We start from the raw sequence: 17,243 nt of genomic DNA, 5'->3' as shown, positions 1-17,243 counted from the left end.
CCCAGCCGTGGCTGGGCGCCGCTCCACAATGCCCCGGACGCAGCCTATGGATAAACCGTCTACGTAGATTGCCGCTGATATCTACTTTCAGCAGCTTTCCTTCGTCGGTTACCCTAAAGCCCGAAATCCGTGCTGCAGATCTTCAATCAACGCGGCGACATCTTCCAGCCCGATGTGCAAACGCAACACCGGGTTTAATGAGCGATCAGCCGCACTGTTACGGTCTTGGGTATCGGCCACGGTAATCAGACTTTCAAAACCGCCCCAGGAAGCGCCTAACCCGAACAGCTGCAGCGCATCAATGAAACGCTCGATATACACGGTGTCCGTCTCGTTCAACTCAAAGGACAGCAAGCCATTGCTGCCAGTGAAATCCCGCCTCCATAAGGCATGATCGGGATGATCGGGTAAGGCCGGATGGAACACCCGTTTCACCTGCGGTTGCGCTTGCAACCAATGTGCGATTTCCAGAGCCTGACGTTCATGCACCTCCAGTCGAGGCGCCAGCGTTCGAGCGCCGCGCAGTACCAGATAGGCGTCGTCGGGGCTGACGGTTGCTCCAAAGTTGTCGCTCATGGCCGCGAGTGCCGGCCACACTTCTTCGCGGGTGCAGACACTGCCCATGACCACATCGCTGTGGCCGCTCAGGTACTTGGTCAGCGCCATGATCGAGATGTCTGCGCCGAGCGTCAGCGGTCGGCACAGGTAACCCGAGCCCCAGGTGTTGTCGACGGCCAGCAGGATACCTAGCGGTTTGCACAGGGCAGCAATGGCCGGCAAGTCGCACAGTTCATACAACAATGAGCCTGGCACTTCTGTGTAGACCATTTTGCTGTTGGCTTGCAGTCGAGCCTCCAAGTCACGCCCGTCCGGGGCGAAATAGCTGACCTGAATACCGAAGGGCTGAAGAAAATCCCGGGCCAGGCGCCGCACAGGCGCGTATACCGCGTCGGTGATCAACACATGATCGCCCGGCCGCAGGTAAGCGAGAAACGTCTGCGCGATCGCTGCCAACCCGGTACCGAACAAGCGAGTGCGATAACCACCTTCCAGCTCGGTGACCAAGTCTTCGAGGGCGAACGCCGTCGGGTTGCCGCGGGCACCATAACTGAGCACACGCTCATGATCACGCCGGGCGCGAGCGTCACGCATTTGCGCCAGGTTGTCGAACAGCACGGTGCTTAAGCGAGTGACCGGCACATTGACTAAGCGGCCGCCGGCCCCCTGAGCCCGCGCCGAATGCACCAGACGCGTACGCACCCTCGTATCCGGACGCGCTTGAGGTCGCAATGGGTTGAGACTTGCGATTTCGTCGTCGCTCATTTGCGCCAGCAAACCGATTTCCCATGCAAGGTATTGACGCGCCGCATTCTTGTTGCCGGAGTGGCGGTCATGGGTAAAGAACAGAAAATCAATGCATTGATCGTTGGATGGAGTGTCCGGGCTTTCCTGCACGGCGAAACCCGCTGCACGCCAGGCACCGAGCCCGCCGCCCAACAGCCGCACCTGAGCGCGCTGGTCTTCGGGCAACTCCTGTGTGGCGAACGTGGCCAGTTGCGCATCATCGGCCAACAACACCAGCGGTCGCTGCTCACCCGCCACGTGTTGCGCGAGCAACGAGCGGATCGACCAGCGCGAACCCGCAATATGGCCCTTGCGATAGGTCATGCTCGGACGCAGATCGATCAGCGCGACGGCCTCATCTTTGAGTGCATCAGACAGTGCCTGCGCCGTGATCGATGGCAGCGCCTCGTGGCCGATCACCTCGCCTGCAGGTAACGCCAGACCGCTGCTCACGCCACCCTCCAGCACATACACCTCATGCCCCAACTGGCGTAGCCAACTCGCGACAATTGGCGCACGCACACCATCGCTGTCGATCAGTACCAGCCGCGCCTTGCGCACGCCCACATACAGGTCAGTAGATTGAATCAACTGGCCGCCCGGTGTGTGTTGCGCGCCCGGCAAGCTTGCGGCGGCAAACTCTTCGACGGTGCGCACGTCGCACAAAAACAGACTGCGCCCGGCGTCTATTGCCCACTGCTCGACCTGTGCAGCCGTTACCGTTTTCACGCCCGCGCTACAGCTTCCAAGGTCAAAGAAGGGTGCTTGAGCATCCCGCTAATTGTCTTACTTCGCATGATGCTGTGTGTTACGCGCTGTTTGATTCGCCCGCTGTTCGACGGGCGCGACTGTCAAATTGGGAGGGAAGCTATTCAACTATTGTTGAGTATGCAGAGCAGCTTGGCGTCACAAACGTGAGATGGCATCAGTCAATCTCTCGCCCTCATTGTACGGAAATCACTGCGGCACACGCGATAGACTAAAGCGGAATGACGCCGTTGCCCCCCCTTGAATGACCGGCGTCAATCCCCCCCAAAGCAGCATGGTGGGAATGCCTCAGCGTGTGGCTTTCGTTCCTGCCTTGCACCTTTACTCACTGGATCTACACTGACTATAAGACGGCTGAAGGATCAGCGAATAGTTTTGCCCGCACATGCGGGGTTTTTACTTCTTGATTTCGCCCTTCCCAATCCCCCCCTGTAGCCGCCAACACAGAACTGACCCACGTACTGACGCAAGACTGCCCCGCCCCAAGTCGGCACAAATCCCGCACAGACAATGGTTCGCGAGGAGTCAGACTGGATCAGTGACATCTCGGCGACTGGTTCAATTCGGCGTCGGCGCCAACAGCCACCCTTGCCTTTGTCTCCCCTTAGAAATGTTCCGCACGGATGGCCATTGCGTACTGCTTGCCGGCCAGCTCCCAGGACATGATGCGCACATCACCCACGCCCATCGTGTCCTGCTCAACGAAAGAGGTCGTTGCCGTGCTGCCGGTGTCAGCCAATACCGACTGTTGGAATCGAATAGTGGTGTGCATCTTACGGCGCGCACCGTCGATTTTCGTCTCTTCCACGTCCAGGATGTAGCCAACCTTCGTTTCAGTCGGCACTGCTTCCAAGCTTTTCCCCGCCGCGACAGCTTGATCTCTTGCGACCCCTTCCATCACCGCCAGTGGGAAATGCTCGCCTTCAACAACCAATACAGAGGCGGGATTGCCCTGCACCTTGAACTTGCCATTTCCGGCTATGGCTTTCGTAACCGAGTCCAATTGCGTCTTCCTCTTCAGGCTCAACTGCCGCCCAAGCTGGTGCATTGCTGCATTGTCCAGCTTATGGTCAACCTCCAGCAGGGCAAAGCGGTACTCACTTGTTGGGATGCCCGGATCAATCGAACGCGTCGGCTTGGGATCGGTACTACCGGTAGCGAACACAGAAGAAGCTGCCACAGCTGCAAAGGCAGCAAAGCTGACGCTCAGAACTTTCAATATCATGGCGCGACTCCTGGTCATTCGATTGGTTGTTTGTTTTTGTCGGTCAATCTGGCCATGCCTGGCACCGGGCACTCGGTGAAATCAGGTTCGTCTCCCAGCTCTGCGAGTAGGATTGCAGCATCGAGACTTGCCACGTACTCCCCCCGCCCCGCAGGGGGGATGGATGGCAATACCAACCCATAGCAAGTCTCCTTGTTGCCTTCAGATGCTGGCGGGTCGCCCTGTCATTTTGGCAGAGAAATCGCATTGCGGATTTGCCGAGCGCCGAAAATGACCATGAGTACCGTTGGCACTACGACAACTGATAACAACTGCATAAATAAACCCATGGCGGCAATGTCAGTGTCGATCAGATCATTGAGCAGACTGGTTTGATCCGGGCTTAATTGCTCGCTGCGCTTGGCAAACTTGAAGCGCTTGAGCTGCGCAATCTCGTGGGTCAGCTTTTCGATAGAAACTCAAGCCGTACTGGGTCTGATTGACCGTCTGAAAAATGGTGTTTTAACTTAAGCTTTGGCTTGGTAATGCGGCTGAAATGGAGGAAATACCATGCACACTCAAGAGGAAACTATATTAGAGCAGGCGCTGGCGGAGACCCAGACGAAGAAGCAGTGTGAGCAATGGCTGGCAGAGAACAGCGAAGCAATAAATGCCTACAACGAACACGTTGAAGCTCACGGAGTGTTCAGCGACGACGTACGGAGATTCTGATGCCTTAGTTCGCACGAGTATTAAATCGAACTGAAGGGCGAATCGATGCGCAGACGCGCAACGAAATGAGCGGCGGCAGAGACTTCAGACTAACAATGCAACCTCGCGTCGCTGCGCTCCGACTGTCTGGCCGGATCCCTGACGTTCCAATTTCTGAGAGTGGCCAACCTGCTGGTGCAGATTTACGCCATCGAACTCCAGGGTATTTTCTGGTGCTACTCGGTCAGCCAGTATCAAAGCCACGACTAGAATTACAAAGCCGAGTATCACGGGGAACGATCCGCGCCAAAATACGATACGTCTGCGGCGTTGGTGAGCATTCATTTTGCAGACCCCTTTCAGCCTTATGACTGACATCTGGCTAATATTGCTTAGCTTGCCTCTCATTCGCTCGCCAAATGTAGCTACTGCCACCGATGATTGCCAGCCCACGAGCAGGTGCGCGGTGATCCCCCCCCCGACCTGAGCGCCCCTGCATCCTCTCGGCGACTGCCGGCTGAATGTTAAGTTTTGCTAAGTTATGCGCCGCGATGACTCTTGCCGTCTTCGGGCTGCCCCCCGCACGGATAGCGGCTTGCGTGGAGTTCAGGTCAATCAGGTACTCATCGACGAAGCGCAGCTGTTTTGCTGTCATCACCATAGGGATTCCTTGAGACTTTGGTGTCTCTCTTGGGCAGTGCTTGAAATGGTGGTTGGATGCAGGTATTGCTATTGGGTATCCCCAGCGCAAGGAGCGAGTCGATGATAAGGGCACAAGGTGAAGTTAAAATTTATGTAATGGAACAAGACGACTTCGTTTTGGACGACGTGTTGTTTCAATTCAATGAAGGGGCGCGGGCTGTCTACACAGGGTTAAATTACACCTTTGATTTATTTCACAAGCCTGGCTGGCTAGGGCTCCAACTGCCAGCGCTGGCAAACTGGTTCAGCGCCTACATGATTGAACTTTCATTTCCCAACGGTAGCGAAAGCCATCACATTTTCACAATTGAGAGAAACACCAGTGTCCCGGTTGAGGACAATGGGTGGTTTTGGTATCCGGTCAAGCCTATACGTGCCTCGGTTCTACCCAGAATAGCGTCCTAATGCGTTGCAGCTCTTCAGCGAAACCCAGCACAGCAATGGCTGCACCCGCCCATCGTGGTTTTTACTCGGTCATTGCCGAGTGTGTAGACGCTGACGCCTAATTGACCCACATGCCGACGCAAGGCTGCCCTACCCAGGTAGGCAGAAACCCAGCATAGGCAATGGTTCGCGAGGAATAAGACTGGGGCAGTGACATCTCGGCCACTGGGTCAATTCGGCGTCAGCACCAACGGGCGCCCTCAAAGTCAGCTACCAATGCGATCAAACGGTCGATTTTTACCGTGTTGAACCGCCCTGCTTTCGACCTGTGTGCCAACGTTGTGGGCGACACGCAAATAGCCTAGGCGATAACTTCACCATCAACCTGAAGACGGGGCGCTATCTGATCAAGGAACGCAAAAGGTAGTCCATGCCGAACGATGTCATGAAGTCATCGTGCCTCGTGAAGGCAATCCCAAGTCTGTCCAAATATCTCCAAGGATGGGCGGGCTTGGTTGGTTTTCATTGATTGAGAACAGCATGTTCACCTCCCTGAAAAACCTAAGGCTAAGCCGGGCCAATGGGCCCGAACCAGCGACATCTCCATTGCCCGCTGCGTAGGTCAATTAGCCACGGGAAGACGTGATATCGATGGGGAGCTAATCATCCTGGCCTGTGAGCCTGTGTAACTCCCACGAATTGATATGCGCCACTTTGCTCCTTGAGCCTTTCCATCTCGCGAGCCTCCTTCCGAGTCGTGGTTACGGTTACCAACACATGGCACCGCTGCTCCAGGAAGGACTGCCTACCAGCTTCAGTTTTCAAATCGTAGCCAGGAGTTGGGGAATGGAAAAACAAGTGCTTCGCGAGTATCGACTGCTTGCTCATGACGTCATTCGGGTTGCTCCAATCTCCTCCTTCCTTGAGCTTGAGTCGAGACTGCTTGGATTGCCTGTGCTGTACAAGCCGCTTGCGCAGATTGCCACTGATACCTACCTTCAGCAGCCCGCCTTCAGCAGTCACGATCTCATAGAGACCGGGTGCCGGTGGCACTGTGATTTCGATCTCTGAAAATCTAATTTTGAAACTCTGCTCAATCACCTGGAAACTTCCATTCGGGCCTTTCTGACTTAATCAAAGCACTGTGTTGAGGCGATGGACATTTATCGCATTTCATGTCGCAGATCATTGAGCACCAGCGACAGACTCACGCGACATCGCAATGCCTTTACCGCCAATCCCGAGTCAGTCGTCGCATAACTCAGGATTTTTGCGACATGTGAGAAGTTTTTCTCCTCGACTGCACGCTTGCCCAACACCAGCCATTAGAAATGGCTGGTGTTCCTCAACAGGCGTTCTGTTTTCAGACCTGGACGTCAACAGGGGATGGCTGTGCCGGCGCGGCAAACACCGCCACCGCGTTCCTGCCGCCCTTCTTGGCGCGGTACATGGCTTCGTCGCCAAAGTGCAGCAGGTCGCGCATATTGTTCGCCTGGTCGGGGTACATCACCACGCCGATACTCGACGAAATATCCAGTTCTACGCCGTCATCCATGACAAAGGGCAGCTCAAGGACGCAACGGATTTTCTCCGCGACCAGCACGGCCTCTTCTGTCGTGCGGGCATCAGGCAGGAGGATGACAAACTCATCGCCGCCGACACGTGCGGCGGTATCGGAGGTGCGCAGTACCGAACCCATACGTGAGGCGACCTGCTTCAATAGCCAGTCGCCGGCGGCATGCCCGTGCTGATCATTGACCGCCTTGAACTTGTCCAGATCCACAAAGAGCAGTGACAGTTTACGTTGTTCCCGTTGCGCCAGAGCGAGCAGCTGAGCCAGCCGGTCTTCCAGCATGCGGCGGTTGGGCAAACCGGTCAGTTGGTCGAAGAACGCCATTTTCCGGATGGAGTCCTCGGCGGCCTTACGCCGGGTGATGTCCCGGGAACTGCCGACAATGTGAGTCGGTCGGGAGGCGCTGTCCAGCATGATATTGGCGACCGTCTCGACTTGGACAAGATGGCCATCCTTATTTCGGACTTCCAGCTCATGTTCGATCAAACAGGCCGTCAGGTCGCCTTCGCCAATACGTCGGACATGCTCCTTGACCGTATCGCTCCACCTGCGTAACTCCTGCGCAGACATCAGCTCCTCGGGTGGCTGGCCGGCGAATTCTTCCGGCGTCCAGCCGTACAGCCATACAATCGAGGGACTCATATAGCTATAGGTCAAGTCCGGAAATTGCATCACCCAGATCGCATCGTTGCTGTTTTCTGCCATCAAGCGATACAGGGCCTGGCTTTCCTGCAAGGCCTCGGCTAGGCGCGCGCGCTCGATGACCATCTGCGCGAGTCGGGCATAGTCCGCCAGCAAAACGAGATCCTCGGCATCCGGGGCGGCGGGTTCACGCTGATACATATTGAAGACACCGAGCACCTTGCCCTCATTGCTTTTGATCGGCTGTGACCAAACCGCACGCAGCCCGAGACCGAGGATCATGTCACGAAGAACGGCAACATGAGGCGCGGCCCAATAGGGATGGGTAGCAATATCCTCAACAATGACGGTCTCCCCACGGTGAACAGCCGTCGCACCAGACCCGCTCCTATCCTCGATCAGTAACCGCGCCGTGGCTCTCAACCACGCCTCAGGCAAATTGGGTGCGGCACAGCCGACCAGCTCCCTGCCATTGTCAGCCACCAGTGACACGGAGCCCAGTACACCGGGACGATAGTCATCGATGATGCGCAGCATGGTGTTCAGCACCTCAGGCAACGAGGCATTCTGGCCCAATTGCTCCAGCACCTGGTTGTTCAACCACAGGGCGTGGTTGTGTGCCGCCAGTGCCTTTTCGGCGGCTTCACGGGCAACGGATTGCTTATGCAACTCGGTCACATCGGTCGAAACGCCGATCAGGGTGGGCGGTTGGCCCGGCAACTGCATCGGCACCTTGATCGAGGATAAGTGAACGGTTTGGCCATTGGGCATCGTGACGACTTCCATGCCGATGTGCTTTTTGCCCGAGGTGATCACCTCGCGATCCATCTCATGAAATCTATCGGCGGTTTCCTTCGGCAGGAATTCGCGCTCCAGACGACCGATGAGCTGGTCAGCGGGCATGGCAAAGTAGGCAGCAGCCTTGGCGTTGATGTAGAGGAGGCGCCCCTCGAGGGTCTTGAAATAAACATTGGCATCAATGCTGTCGAGAACCAGATCCAGTAACCTACGCTGCTGGTGATTCCGACGGAAAAACCCCAGTAGCAGCCACTGCAGGACAGCCATGCCGGCAAATGCCAGCACCGAGAAAGCCACCTGGAGGCGCCAGTTAAACAGGTACTCGTCCTTACTCGCCGCGACCATTTGCAGCCATTGATGGTCGCGCTGCGGGGCTAACACGGCAATTCGCTCCAGGCCGTCGATGGGGGATCGGTAAAACTTCACCTCCACCCCGTACCGGGTGTCCTCGAACAATGGGGGGCTGATGACCTTATGCCCCTGGACGACTGAAGTCCCTGCATGTGCATAGCGATACAGCCATTCATGCGTGCGTTGATCAATAAACCCTAGGATGCCGTCCTGGCCCAGATCGAACCCCCGTGCGGCATCGATATTCAGCAAAGCCGACATGCTGTGCAGACTGGTAAAGCCGACAACAGTGCCGAGCAACTGCCCGTCCGCCGACCTGATCATCCGGAACAGCGTAATCCCCCCGCCACCCAGTTCGAGGGCATTCGGACGCGGAGCAAAAAAGGTGGCGAACTCGGCCCCACCCGCCAGGGCCGCCTGATAATTGGGCAAGTCCTTGAAGGAGCGCTTCGCCAACACACCCGGCAACAAGACCGACTCCAGTGGCACGTCAGCGTCAAGGGCAACGATATTGCCAGCTGCGTCGAGGATGACTACAGCATCCAACCATTCACTTTTTACTTCCTTTGCCAACAGCGCATGCAGGAGTGGGGCATTCTAGCGGTCACCCACGGCCTGCACGGCCTCACCGACCGACGAGAGCTGGTAGTTCAGCGTGGTTTCGAGCAGGTCAAAGCTGCGCCGATGCATCGACGACACGTTTTTCAGGCTCTGCACCACCCCTGCTTCGATCCAGTTGTGCTCCAGGTACAGGTACCCCCCCGCACAGGCGCCCTGAACCAGCAGCACGAATATCAGCAGGCCACGTTTAGCGGCCAGGTTGGAGAAAAACGTCCCCATGAAAGATTGCAGTCGCGCAACAGCACCACTCATATAACCATCCAAGAAAATCCTGACCAAGGCACGAGTACATAAGTCTCTTGCATGATGAGCACAATAAGAATCCAGACATGTTGACCTGGATCAGTCTTCGCCCTAATAGAGCCGGTTTCTTGAGAGTAAAAAATACGCTACTAATCAGATGGATATTTCGGATTGCGTACCCTCGAGCATCATGCCCAATGCGTCCTCATGAGCTGTAGACGCTGACGCCGAATTGACCCACGTGCCGACGCAAGGCTGCCCTACCCTTGGTAGGCAGAAATCCAGCATAGGCAATGGTTCGCGAGGAATAAGACTGGGGCAGTGACATCTCGGCCACTGGGTCAATTCGGCGTCAGCACCAACACTTAGCCCTACATACCGTCAACCTGATGAGCATGCGCCAGTTGGTAAGTGACATCGAACACTTCCGCACTCTCACCAGCCTGCACATCGTCCCGCCTTTGTGCCCCGTGGATGTCTCGGTGTTCAACTTTGACCAGACCGAGTCTTTGCTGCAGCGCGCATATGAGCAGACCCTTCGGTGGCTGGAACATGGGGGGCTTGAACGCACCACGGTACCTGGTGCCCTCACCATCCATTCGCATGCCCATGAACATTGAGTGATGGCTCTATTCGACCTGCGCTTAATCGCCAGGTTCACTTCGGATGGACAGGCCGTACCAGTGATGTTCGTTCAGAAGGATTTCCACTGTACCTCTATCAGGAACGCCAAAAGCTTAGCCTGGCCCAGTTGGCCCGAAGTAGCGACTTTAAGAAAAATGCGTCGACACGCCACCTGCTGCTGAGCCGGCCCTCCTGCAAAGACGAGCGCATTGCACCGTCATAAACTGTCTCAGTTGAAGCCCATCCCGTTCTTGAAATCGTCTCCTTTTGCCGGTACTTGTAGGACACCAATGTCATGCACGGAAAGCAACCATGCACGCAAGATTCAGAGTCATTGCAACCACCACGCTGGACGATGGCAGCAAGCGATACAGAGTCGTCGATCTTGTAGAGGGAGGGTCAGCCAGCAAGCATGGCGTATTCAAAGTCAGGACGGAGGCAGAGGCTGTTTGTTCGACATTAAATGCTCAATATCCGAAGCAGTTAGGAATGCGTGATCCTGCACCGAGCATTACCTACTGAGCAGGTACGGTATCTCTCTCGTTACCATCCGGTGCTGATCGGAGATCTGGTTACTATTGAACCGGTGACCTTAGACACCAGGTAGCTGGAACGGGAGTAACGTCCGCCTGCTACGCTGCCCTCTTTCACGGAGGAATCGCGATGCCAAATTCAGACCTGCTCCCTTCCCTGCTCTTCAAGATCAATCAGAACCAACTCGCCCTCGAAGCCGCAATCATGGAGCTGACACTCTGGGTCGAGCAGCGCGGATCAGCAGAGGTCGCTGGTAATGTTCGTGGTGCCTTGGACACAATCAGCAGAAACGAAGAGTTCATCAATATGGCTCTGGCGGTGCTCATGACGCCTGAATGAGTATGTCTCGATTTTGGTAAGCTTCCGCAGCCTAGAAGTCCTGAGCTGGGCACTCCATCGGCTGCATCATTGACGAAGCCAGTGCGAACTCCGAATGCTCTATTCACGGCCGCACAATCGGGTGAATGCTCCCCTCCCTCAAGTCAGGGGGCACCTGTCAGACATGCGCTTTGGCCAATACCGCATGCAATAAAACATTGGCCCCCGCTGTCGACCAATGAGGATGGATTTCTTCCGCCTCGTTGTGGCTTAAGCCATCCACACAGGGTATAAAAATCATGGCGGTCGGTGCTACACGGCTCAAATAGCAGGCGTCATGGCCTGCCCCAGAAATCATCGGCCGATGGCTATACCCCAACGCCTCGGCGGATGCGCGTACCACCTCCACGCAGTTTTTATCAAACGCAATCGGCGCGTACTGGAAAATCTGCCTCACACTGTGCTGCAGCCCAATCTGCTCGGCAATACGCGCCACTGCGTCATGCAGTTGCTGATCCTGGCGCGCCAACACTGCTTCATCCGGATGACGAAACTCCACACTGAAAAATACTCGCCCTGGCACCACGTTGCGCGAGTTGGGAAAGATATTCGCCATGCCTACTGTCGCCCGCCCTTCCGCGCCCTGCTCTAGTCCCAGCTGATTAACGGCCTCCACTACTCGGGCGAAACCCAGCAGCGCATCTAGGCGATGATCCATCGGCGTGGTGCCAGCGTGAGCGCTGCGCCCGGTCAATTCCACCTCGTACCAACGTTGACCCTGTGCGCCCGTGACGACACCGATAGTGATGTTTTGGGCTTCTAGAATGGGCCCCTGCTCGATATGTAATTCAAACGAGGCGTGTAGTGACTGGCCTCCCACCGGATGAGACCCGGCATAGCCGATATGCTGTAAAGCCTGGCCAATACTGACGCCTGACTTGTCCTCCCTGGAGAGCCCGAACTCTAGATCAAACACCCCGGCATACACTCCAGAGGAAATCATCGCAGGTGCAAAACGCGAGCCTTCTTCGTTAGTCCAGTTGACCACTTCGATGGGCCGATCAGTCTTGATCCCGAGGTCATTCAGAGTACGCAGCACTTCCAGTCCGGCAAGCACACCGTATATGCCGTCGTATTTGCCACCAGCAGGTTGAGAGTCGCCGTGGGAGCCGACCAACACCGGGGCCAGATCATCATGGAGTCCAGGACGGCGAGCAAAAATATTGCCCATGGCGTCGATACGAATAATACATCCGGCCGCCTCGCACCATTGAACAAACAAGTCGCGACCTCTGCGATCCTCTTCGGTCAATGCCAAGCGCGTCACACCGCCCTTTTCAGTACGGCCGATCTGTGCCATTTCCATTAGAGAGCTCCATAGGCGCTCGCCATTGACCCACGCGAGATCGCTCATGAATTGGGCACCTGTGGCTTGGCCCGATAACGGAAGTCGCAACGGGGGGCGCCACTCATGATGGTCTGAGTGCGAGTTAGCTCGATGTCAGGGTTGTAGCCGACAATAAATAGTTCGTCGCGGTTACATGAAAGCAAGTGGCCGATTTCAGCGAGCCCCATATCGTGGTACATGTCGGCGTATCGGCAACGCTTGACGTCATAATCATAGTTTTGCGCATCACTGGCGATGATCTCAACCTTCAGCGCATCGTCCTTTTCCCACAACACTTGAAGCTCGACAAAGCTTTTTAAGTCGGCTCCCTTTTCTTCAAGCGCGGCGAAATGCTTGCCGGCCTGGATTGCAGCATTTCCTACCGCCTCCCCAATCACAGCAGCAGCGAAGGCCTTGCCCTGCTCACGCACCAGTATCTCGTATATCGGCTTGATGATTTCGGCTTCGATACGCCGACGGGCAAGAATGCCTAATTCCCCTTCCAGCTTGCTCATTGCGTGCCTCCGAGGCCAGGCGAACTTCCACTCGCCCGGCGTTTAATTAAGGTTACTTAACACCTGCCACACTTACCGGCTGCCATTGGTTGGCCTTTGCCTGCTAAACAGTGAACGATGGCTGCTTCAAATTACCTTCGGCATCAAACTCGATGATGTCGGTCACGCCTGGGTAGCTGATGGAGCGAAGCACTGGGAGGTATTTTTTCGGGTCGGTGGAGCCTCCTTTTTCAATAGCCGCTACCAGCACACCTACACCGTCGTAGGCAAACGGTGCATGCAACTCGATATTGGTCTTGAAGCGTTCCTTGTAGGCCTGCTCGAACGCTTTGCCACCAGCAGCATCAACACTGGAGGCAGTTCAGGCCATGCAGCCTGCAGCAGTCGAATAACCCATAAACCTACCAACGCGCCTATCATCAGTACATCGCCATGAGCGAAATTGATGATTCGCAAAATGCCGTAGACCATCGAGTAAACTAAGGCCACAAGTGCGTAGAGACTGCCTGTCATCAGACCGTTGAGCAGCTGCTGGATAAAAGAATCCATTAAATCATCGACCTCAGTGCACGTAAGGGCGGCACACTAAGCGTCTATTCTATTTTAATCAAATATCAGAAATTCATATGTTTATGCTCAAGATAAAAAACGCCTAATACGACAAAATAAGGCACATATGACACTTTATTATTGGTTTAGTTAAGCATTTAATTCATAACATGAATAATTTAGAACAGTTGACCAACGACCCCCCATTGCGCGCAGTACGAACGTTCGAGGCGTTTGCCCGCCATGGCGGCGTCAATTCCGCAGCCCGCGAGCTGGACGTATCACCGTCCGCCGTGAGCCATCAATTACACTTGCTGGAAAGTTTTTTGCAGCAACCACTGACGTTTCGCCAAGGGCGTAACCTGGTGCTCACCGAAGCGGGTCGCGAGTATTACCGCGCCATCCGATCCGCCTTTTCGGTACTGCGTAGCGCCACGGAACACGTGCGCGAAAAGAGCGCCAAGCGTCAAGTCACTATCAGCCTGATCCCACTATTAGGCATTAACCTGTTTATCCCGCGCTTGGCGCACTTTCTCAAAGACCATCCATCCCTGGACATCAACGTTACCTATGCTAACCACCGTAGTTACCCTAGCGACGCAGCCGACCTATCGATCCGGTTTGGCACCGGACACTGGCCGGGGTACCTCAGCGAGCCACTAATTACCGGCGCCGTCACCCCATATTGCAGCCGCGCCTTTCTAACGAAAAACGGCCCAATTGACACGCCTCAGGCGCTCAGCGAACTGCCACTACTGCACGATGAAGAGCGCGGCACTTGGGGCCAGTGGTTCGAGGCCGCCGAAGTCCACCACACAACCGCGCTGGATGGTTTGCTATTGGAAGATGGCCAGCTAGCGCTTACGGCGACGCTGACAGGCCTAGGCTGCGCATTGCTACGCGAGCCGCTGGTGACGCCCTATACGGACAGTGGTGAGTTGGTAAAACTGTTTGATCTGGAGGTCGACGATGGCCGCCAGTACTATTTGTGCCGGCGGACTAACAGCGAGTTGTCTAACGATGGGAACGACTTATATGACTGGATCAAGCGCAGTCTGATCTAGAAAATAATGCACCACACAGGTAAATCCGCGGAGTGAAATCAAAAGGCGCCCTAAGAAAGGTAATCATAAAGGGCAGCAATCCCCTCGATGACCTTGATAGTCATGTGTTAGCGGAACGTAGGAACTTCCAGTTCGATAAAGTATTACGTCGAGCCGGGCCTCACGGGCCTCACGGGGCCGAAGGAACGATAGGAGTGGACGATCGCGATGATCGTGCACTTTTATGACAAATTCGAAAACTTCTGCACCAAGCGCTACGCGATCTCGGGCTGCTTGGTGGTAACCCAACTTCGCGAGCGCAACCGGGACAGTTGTGATCATCGGTAACCGGAAGAGCCAGGTGTACCACCCCTCAATGGGATGCCCTGTCTATGATCAGGTGTTTGAAAAATTAGGTCTCCTTCACGTCAGCATCTGAGGCCCAAGCGGCAGGATATCGAAAGGCAGGTAACTGCAAGTAGTTGCTGCTTGTTGAAAGCCGGTCTCGCGAAACCGATGCCGATGCCGATGCCCAACATTAGGCTGAGAGATGCGTCTGGCATTTGCTATTTTCATACTTGAGAACATCATTCACCGCAGGCGATTGGTGCTAAGGCTTGGACGCCCCATCTCACACCACCAAGCCAATGAGCCAATCGCTGACTGCCAACTAGGAGTAACCAATTGCTTAACCGCCCCGACAAAGACGCGCTACGTGCGATGTTGGAATCGCAAGTCCAAGAAAAACTGCAGCACGACCCAGACGCGGTAACGACTTATGCAGCCCAGCCTGTACCTGACCGAAAACCGTACACCAGCAAACCCACGGTTCAGGACAAGGCATTTCAGAAGGAGATTGAACAGATGCGTGTAGATGCTGAAGCCGGAGTGATACATACGCCCCAGCGCGAGCCGCAGGATGAGAGCGCTCCTAGTCTTAGGCTCGACGATTATCCGGATCTGTAGAACTAGCCACTGAGAATCTACAGGCAGGTTCGACTTGCCGGTTCAAGGCAATGGAGACCACACGTGAGAAAGCCACCTATTAAAATCATCATCGAAGAATGGGATGGTGACGGTGCGATTCGAATTCCCGATGAGACATTGCAGGAGCTCGAACTGGATGTCAGCGACGCGGTGTACCTGATAGAAGAATTTGTCGGCAACACGCGCGGCCTTGTCCTATCAAAAACGCCTCAAATTGCGGATCGAATAGACGAGCTCACTGGAGCCTGGGATAGCGGACGCCAGGGCAACGCCGAGGAAAAATGAGGCAGCCGAAATGCGCTTACTACAATCAGTCATGGCAGGCCGTGGAGTGACTCGCATAGGGCATGTTTGAAGACTTAGGGTCGAGCCGAGCTTAAGCCCGAAGGATCGATAGCCAAAGTATCTTTAGCTCCGCAGCCCAACAAGTCGCCTATCGAATCTCACACGAGAACTCCCCTCTCCAGTCGGCCAATTAGATCGAAGACTGCCCTCGTTTCCATCATATCCAGAGGACGCTTCGAACCAAGGCCACGAACGGGTGTGATCATACATTCCGTAGCAGTGGCGGCATCATTTTCGAACAGGGAAAGGGCTTCGTCAAAGACAGCTACCAATGCGACGAGGCGGTAGCTTTCTACGGTGTTAAACCCTCTGCACATCACCAAACATCCAATAGAGATCACGGCGAATGAAGACCGGAGTTGCGGCAAAGGGTGGTTTTTCTGAGGGCAAATCTGCAATCGGTGACTATGCTTTGGCTCACGGGCAGCGGGCTCCGGGCTGCTCAGTCAGCCATCCTATGGGAAGCATGCGTATGAAATCACTTCGCGCTCTAGCCCTTGTTTCACTCGTGACCTCTGTCAGCTTTTCAGCCCGTGCGGACGAAGTACCATTGAGCAGCGACGCTTCGAATGAACACTTCGAAACGCAGGTACTGGCCGTCGATCCGGCCAACTACCGAGTCACCATTGAAGGCCTTGATAAACGCCCGGTTTCCATTCCACTCACCGACCAGGCCAAGGCCATGCGCAACCTGAAAGTTAGCGATAAAGTCGACATCCGCGTCACTCGATCTGTCGATTACGTACTCAACACCAGCGTTGAAGGTGCTCCGAGTGTTAGCAATGATTCTTGGATCAACCGCGCCCCACCTGACAGCCTTCCGGGTGGAGAGGTGTTTTCCGCGCTCAAGGTGACCTCGAAAATCACAAATATCGATATGAAAAAAAACGAGGTGACCTTGCTGCGTCCAGATGGGAAAGAGGTAGTCGTTACTGTTAACAACCCCAAAATTCAGGCCCAGATGCTGAACCTTCAGATCGGGCAGACGGTGGACGCAATCCAAGTCGACGTGTTGAAAGTCGAGACATCACGCTAGTTCTTTGTCGTGCCGGTGAAGTCAGTATCAATCTGGATGCATTGATTCTGGCGGGTCAGCAGATTTGTACGGTACTGGGGCATCCGACCGGTTCGCGCGTGGCCAAGGCTCGCAGCGCACAGTGAGGTCTGCGGGTGTTACCGCATCGCCGAAAACGTGGGCAAAAGCGAGTAACACGGAAACAAGTTGTCAGATTTTGGCCGACTGGAAACCCGAAAATAAATCAAGTCATTGATTTTAAAAGGCTTTAAAAAGTTGGCACGAAGCCTGCTTTCTCTATTGCATAACAAGAACAAAAAAAGCGGCAAACCTGATAAAAATAAGACGTAACGACTCTGACATAACAAAAACAACACGACAGAGACGCAGCGAACAGATTTTTTTGGAGAAGATGTGCTTTTCAGGGTGCTTTTCGGAGTAACCCACAACCGGGCAGAAAACAATAAAACTACCCTCAGGTAGCTCCCGAACTGGTTGGATCGCTTAGCGAAAAAGCAGATCAGCGCTCAAAAAAATACGTTTGCTCTTGATCCCTGATGGGGATCGACAAAAACAGCGGTAAAG

General features: G+C 55.0%; 15 protein-coding genes and 5 pseudogenes. 10 read left to right on the top strand and 10 right to left on the bottom strand.

Annotation, left to right across the window (positions count from 1 at the left end; all coding sequences use genetic code 11):
• Positions 1-108: 108 nt before the first annotated feature.
• The 3 genes and pseudogenes from metC to PMI22_RS30515 all read right to left on the bottom strand — a co-directional run.
• Positions 109-2,079, bottom strand: a pseudogene (gene metC / locus PMI22_RS17930) (cystathionine beta-lyase); the annotation flags it as partial.
• A 637-nt stretch (positions 2,080-2,716) separates the two neighbouring features.
• Complete coding sequence (locus PMI22_RS17935; protein WP_007945126.1) at positions 2,717-3,337, bottom strand: hypothetical protein; 621 nt, start codon at positions 3,335-3,337, stop codon at positions 2,717-2,719.
• Positions 3,338-3,621: 284 nt separating this feature from the next.
• Positions 3,622-3,789: pseudogene (locus PMI22_RS30515) on the bottom strand (transposase domain-containing protein); the annotation flags it as partial.
• Positions 3,790-3,886: 97 nt separating this feature from the next.
• Between PMI22_RS30515 and PMI22_RS17940 the strand changes: the two are divergent.
• Positions 3,887-4,048, top strand: coding sequence for a type II toxin-antitoxin system CcdA family antitoxin (locus tag PMI22_RS17940; RefSeq protein ID WP_007945125.1), 162 nt, complete (start codon positions 3,887-3,889; stop codon positions 4,046-4,048).
• Between the two features lie 361 nt (positions 4,049-4,409).
• On the opposite strand, the gene PMI22_RS0129375 is transcribed toward PMI22_RS17940, so the two are convergent.
• Positions 4,410-4,682: a terminase small subunit gene (locus PMI22_RS0129375; RefSeq protein WP_081502779.1), complete on the bottom strand. Its 273-nt coding sequence runs from the start codon at positions 4,680-4,682 to the stop codon at positions 4,410-4,412.
• A gap of 107 nt (positions 4,683-4,789) precedes the next feature.
• On the opposite strand from PMI22_RS0129375, the gene PMI22_RS17945 reads away from it, so the two are divergent.
• On the top strand, positions 4,790-5,134 hold the full coding sequence (locus PMI22_RS17945; protein WP_007945122.1) for a hypothetical protein: 345 nt from the start codon (positions 4,790-4,792) through the stop codon (positions 5,132-5,134).
• A 642-nt stretch (positions 5,135-5,776) separates the two neighbouring features.
• Here PMI22_RS17945 and PMI22_RS0129370 read toward each other — a convergent pair.
• From PMI22_RS0129370 to PMI22_RS17950, 3 genes are all read right to left on the bottom strand, one after another.
• Positions 5,777-6,214, bottom strand: coding sequence for a hypothetical protein (locus PMI22_RS0129370; protein ID WP_238543935.1), 438 nt, complete (start codon positions 6,212-6,214; stop codon positions 5,777-5,779).
• A gap of 262 nt (positions 6,215-6,476) precedes the next feature.
• Positions 6,477-9,050 (bottom strand): diguanylate cyclase, encoded by a 2,574-nt coding sequence (locus PMI22_RS29955; RefSeq protein WP_157214429.1) that lies wholly within the window; start codon positions 9,048-9,050, stop codon positions 6,477-6,479.
• Positions 9,051-9,074: 24 nt separating this feature from the next.
• Entirely contained in the window at positions 9,075-9,350 is a 276-nt protein-coding gene (locus PMI22_RS17950) for a hypothetical protein (protein ID WP_007945116.1), read from the bottom strand.
• A 356-nt stretch (positions 9,351-9,706) separates the two neighbouring features.
• Here PMI22_RS17950 and PMI22_RS31355 point away from each other — a divergent pair.
• Together PMI22_RS31355 and PMI22_RS17960 are read left to right on the top strand one after the other, a co-directional pair.
• Positions 9,707-9,961, top strand: a pseudogene (locus PMI22_RS31355) (patatin-like phospholipase family protein); the annotation flags it as partial.
• Positions 9,962-10,628: 667 nt separating this feature from the next.
• Positions 10,629-10,838: a hypothetical protein gene (locus PMI22_RS17960; RefSeq protein ID WP_007945114.1), complete on the top strand. Its 210-nt coding sequence runs from the start codon at positions 10,629-10,631 to the stop codon at positions 10,836-10,838.
• A gap of 157 nt (positions 10,839-10,995) precedes the next feature.
• Here PMI22_RS17960 and PMI22_RS17965 read toward each other — a convergent pair whose 3' ends face one another.
• The 3 genes from PMI22_RS17965 to PMI22_RS30505 all read right to left on the bottom strand — a co-directional run bounded on the left by PMI22_RS17965 (position 10,996) and on the right by PMI22_RS30505 (position 13,268).
• Positions 10,996-12,231 (bottom strand): M20 family metallo-hydrolase, encoded by a 1,236-nt coding sequence (locus PMI22_RS17965; protein WP_007945112.1) that lies wholly within the window; start codon positions 12,229-12,231, stop codon positions 10,996-10,998.
• A complete protein-coding gene (locus PMI22_RS17970; RefSeq protein WP_007945110.1) occupies positions 12,228-12,719 on the bottom strand; it encodes an L-2-amino-thiazoline-4-carboxylic acid hydrolase in 492 nt (163 codons plus the stop codon). Before PMI22_RS17970 ends, PMI22_RS17965 begins: the two co-directional genes overlap by 4 nt.
• A gap of 252 nt (positions 12,720-12,971) precedes the next feature.
• A complete protein-coding gene (locus PMI22_RS30505; protein WP_007945108.1) occupies positions 12,972-13,268 on the bottom strand; it encodes an ABC transporter permease subunit in 297 nt (98 codons plus the stop codon).
• A 170-nt stretch (positions 13,269-13,438) separates the two neighbouring features.
• Between PMI22_RS30505 and PMI22_RS17975 the strand changes: the two genes are divergently transcribed.
• The 6 genes and pseudogenes from PMI22_RS17975 to PMI22_RS31350 form a co-directional block, all read left to right on the top strand.
• Positions 13,439-14,332, top strand: a complete 894-nt coding sequence (locus PMI22_RS17975; protein WP_007945106.1) for a LysR substrate-binding domain-containing protein — start codon at positions 13,439-13,441, stop codon at positions 14,330-14,332.
• Positions 14,333-14,615: 283 nt separating this feature from the next.
• A pseudogene (locus PMI22_RS32000) lies at positions 14,616-14,793 on the top strand (sunset domain-containing protein); the annotation flags it as partial.
• A 202-nt stretch (positions 14,794-14,995) separates the two neighbouring features.
• Positions 14,996-15,277 carry a hypothetical protein gene (locus tag PMI22_RS17980; RefSeq protein ID WP_007945105.1) on the top strand — a complete coding sequence of 94 codons (282 nt, stop codon included), beginning with the start codon at positions 14,996-14,998 and terminating at the stop codon, positions 15,275-15,277.
• 63 nt (positions 15,278-15,340) lie between these two features.
• Entirely contained in the window at positions 15,341-15,583 is a 243-nt protein-coding gene (locus PMI22_RS17985) for a hypothetical protein (protein ID WP_007945104.1), read from the top strand.
• A gap of 532 nt (positions 15,584-16,115) precedes the next feature.
• Positions 16,116-16,679 (top strand): hypothetical protein, encoded by a 564-nt coding sequence (locus tag PMI22_RS17995; RefSeq protein ID WP_033049156.1) that lies wholly within the window; start codon positions 16,116-16,118, stop codon positions 16,677-16,679.
• Between the two features lie 26 nt (positions 16,680-16,705).
• Positions 16,706-16,804 (top strand): annotated as a pseudogene (locus PMI22_RS31350) (hydroxymethylglutaryl-CoA lyase); the annotation flags it as partial.
• Between the last annotated feature and the right edge of the window lie 439 nt (positions 16,805-17,243).

It is taken from the genome of Pseudomonas sp. GM21 (assembly GCF_000282215.1).
In the GTDB taxonomy this organism is placed as follows: Bacteria; Pseudomonadota; Gammaproteobacteria; order Pseudomonadales; family Pseudomonadaceae; genus Aquipseudomonas.
Note: the sequence above shows the minus strand (reverse complement) of the source record. Positions and strands in the feature narration are given on the sequence as shown.

Excerpts from the sequence above, each read along its gene's own strand:
- PMI22_RS17935 (WP_007945126.1), bottom strand. The coding sequence starts at position 3,337 with ATGATATTGAAAGTTCTGAGCGTCAGCTTTGCTGCCTTTGCAGCTGTG.
- PMI22_RS17940 (WP_007945125.1), top strand. The coding sequence starts at position 3,887 with ATGCACACTCAAGAGGAAACTATATTAGAGCAGGCGCTGGCGGAGACC.
- PMI22_RS0129375 (WP_081502779.1), bottom strand. The coding sequence starts at position 4,682 with ATGACAGCAAAACAGCTGCGCTTCGTCGATGAGTACCTGATTGACCTG.
- PMI22_RS17945 (WP_007945122.1), top strand. The coding sequence starts at position 4,790 with ATGATAAGGGCACAAGGTGAAGTTAAAATTTATGTAATGGAACAAGAC.
- PMI22_RS17950 (WP_007945116.1), bottom strand. The coding sequence starts at position 9,350 with ATGAGTGGTGCTGTTGCGCGACTGCAATCTTTCATGGGGACGTTTTTC.
- PMI22_RS17960 (WP_007945114.1), top strand. The coding sequence starts at position 10,629 with ATGCCAAATTCAGACCTGCTCCCTTCCCTGCTCTTCAAGATCAATCAG.
- PMI22_RS17965 (WP_007945112.1), bottom strand. The coding sequence starts at position 12,231 with ATGAGCGATCTCGCGTGGGTCAATGGCGAGCGCCTATGGAGCTCTCTA.
- PMI22_RS17970 (WP_007945110.1), bottom strand. The coding sequence starts at position 12,719 with ATGAGCAAGCTGGAAGGGGAATTAGGCATTCTTGCCCGTCGGCGTATC.
- PMI22_RS30505 (WP_007945108.1), bottom strand. The coding sequence starts at position 13,268 with ATGGATTCTTTTATCCAGCAGCTGCTCAACGGTCTGATGACAGGCAGT.
- PMI22_RS17975 (WP_007945106.1), top strand. The coding sequence starts at position 13,439 with ATGAATAATTTAGAACAGTTGACCAACGACCCCCCATTGCGCGCAGTA.
- PMI22_RS17995 (WP_033049156.1), top strand. The coding sequence starts at position 16,116 with ATGAAATCACTTCGCGCTCTAGCCCTTGTTTCACTCGTGACCTCTGTC.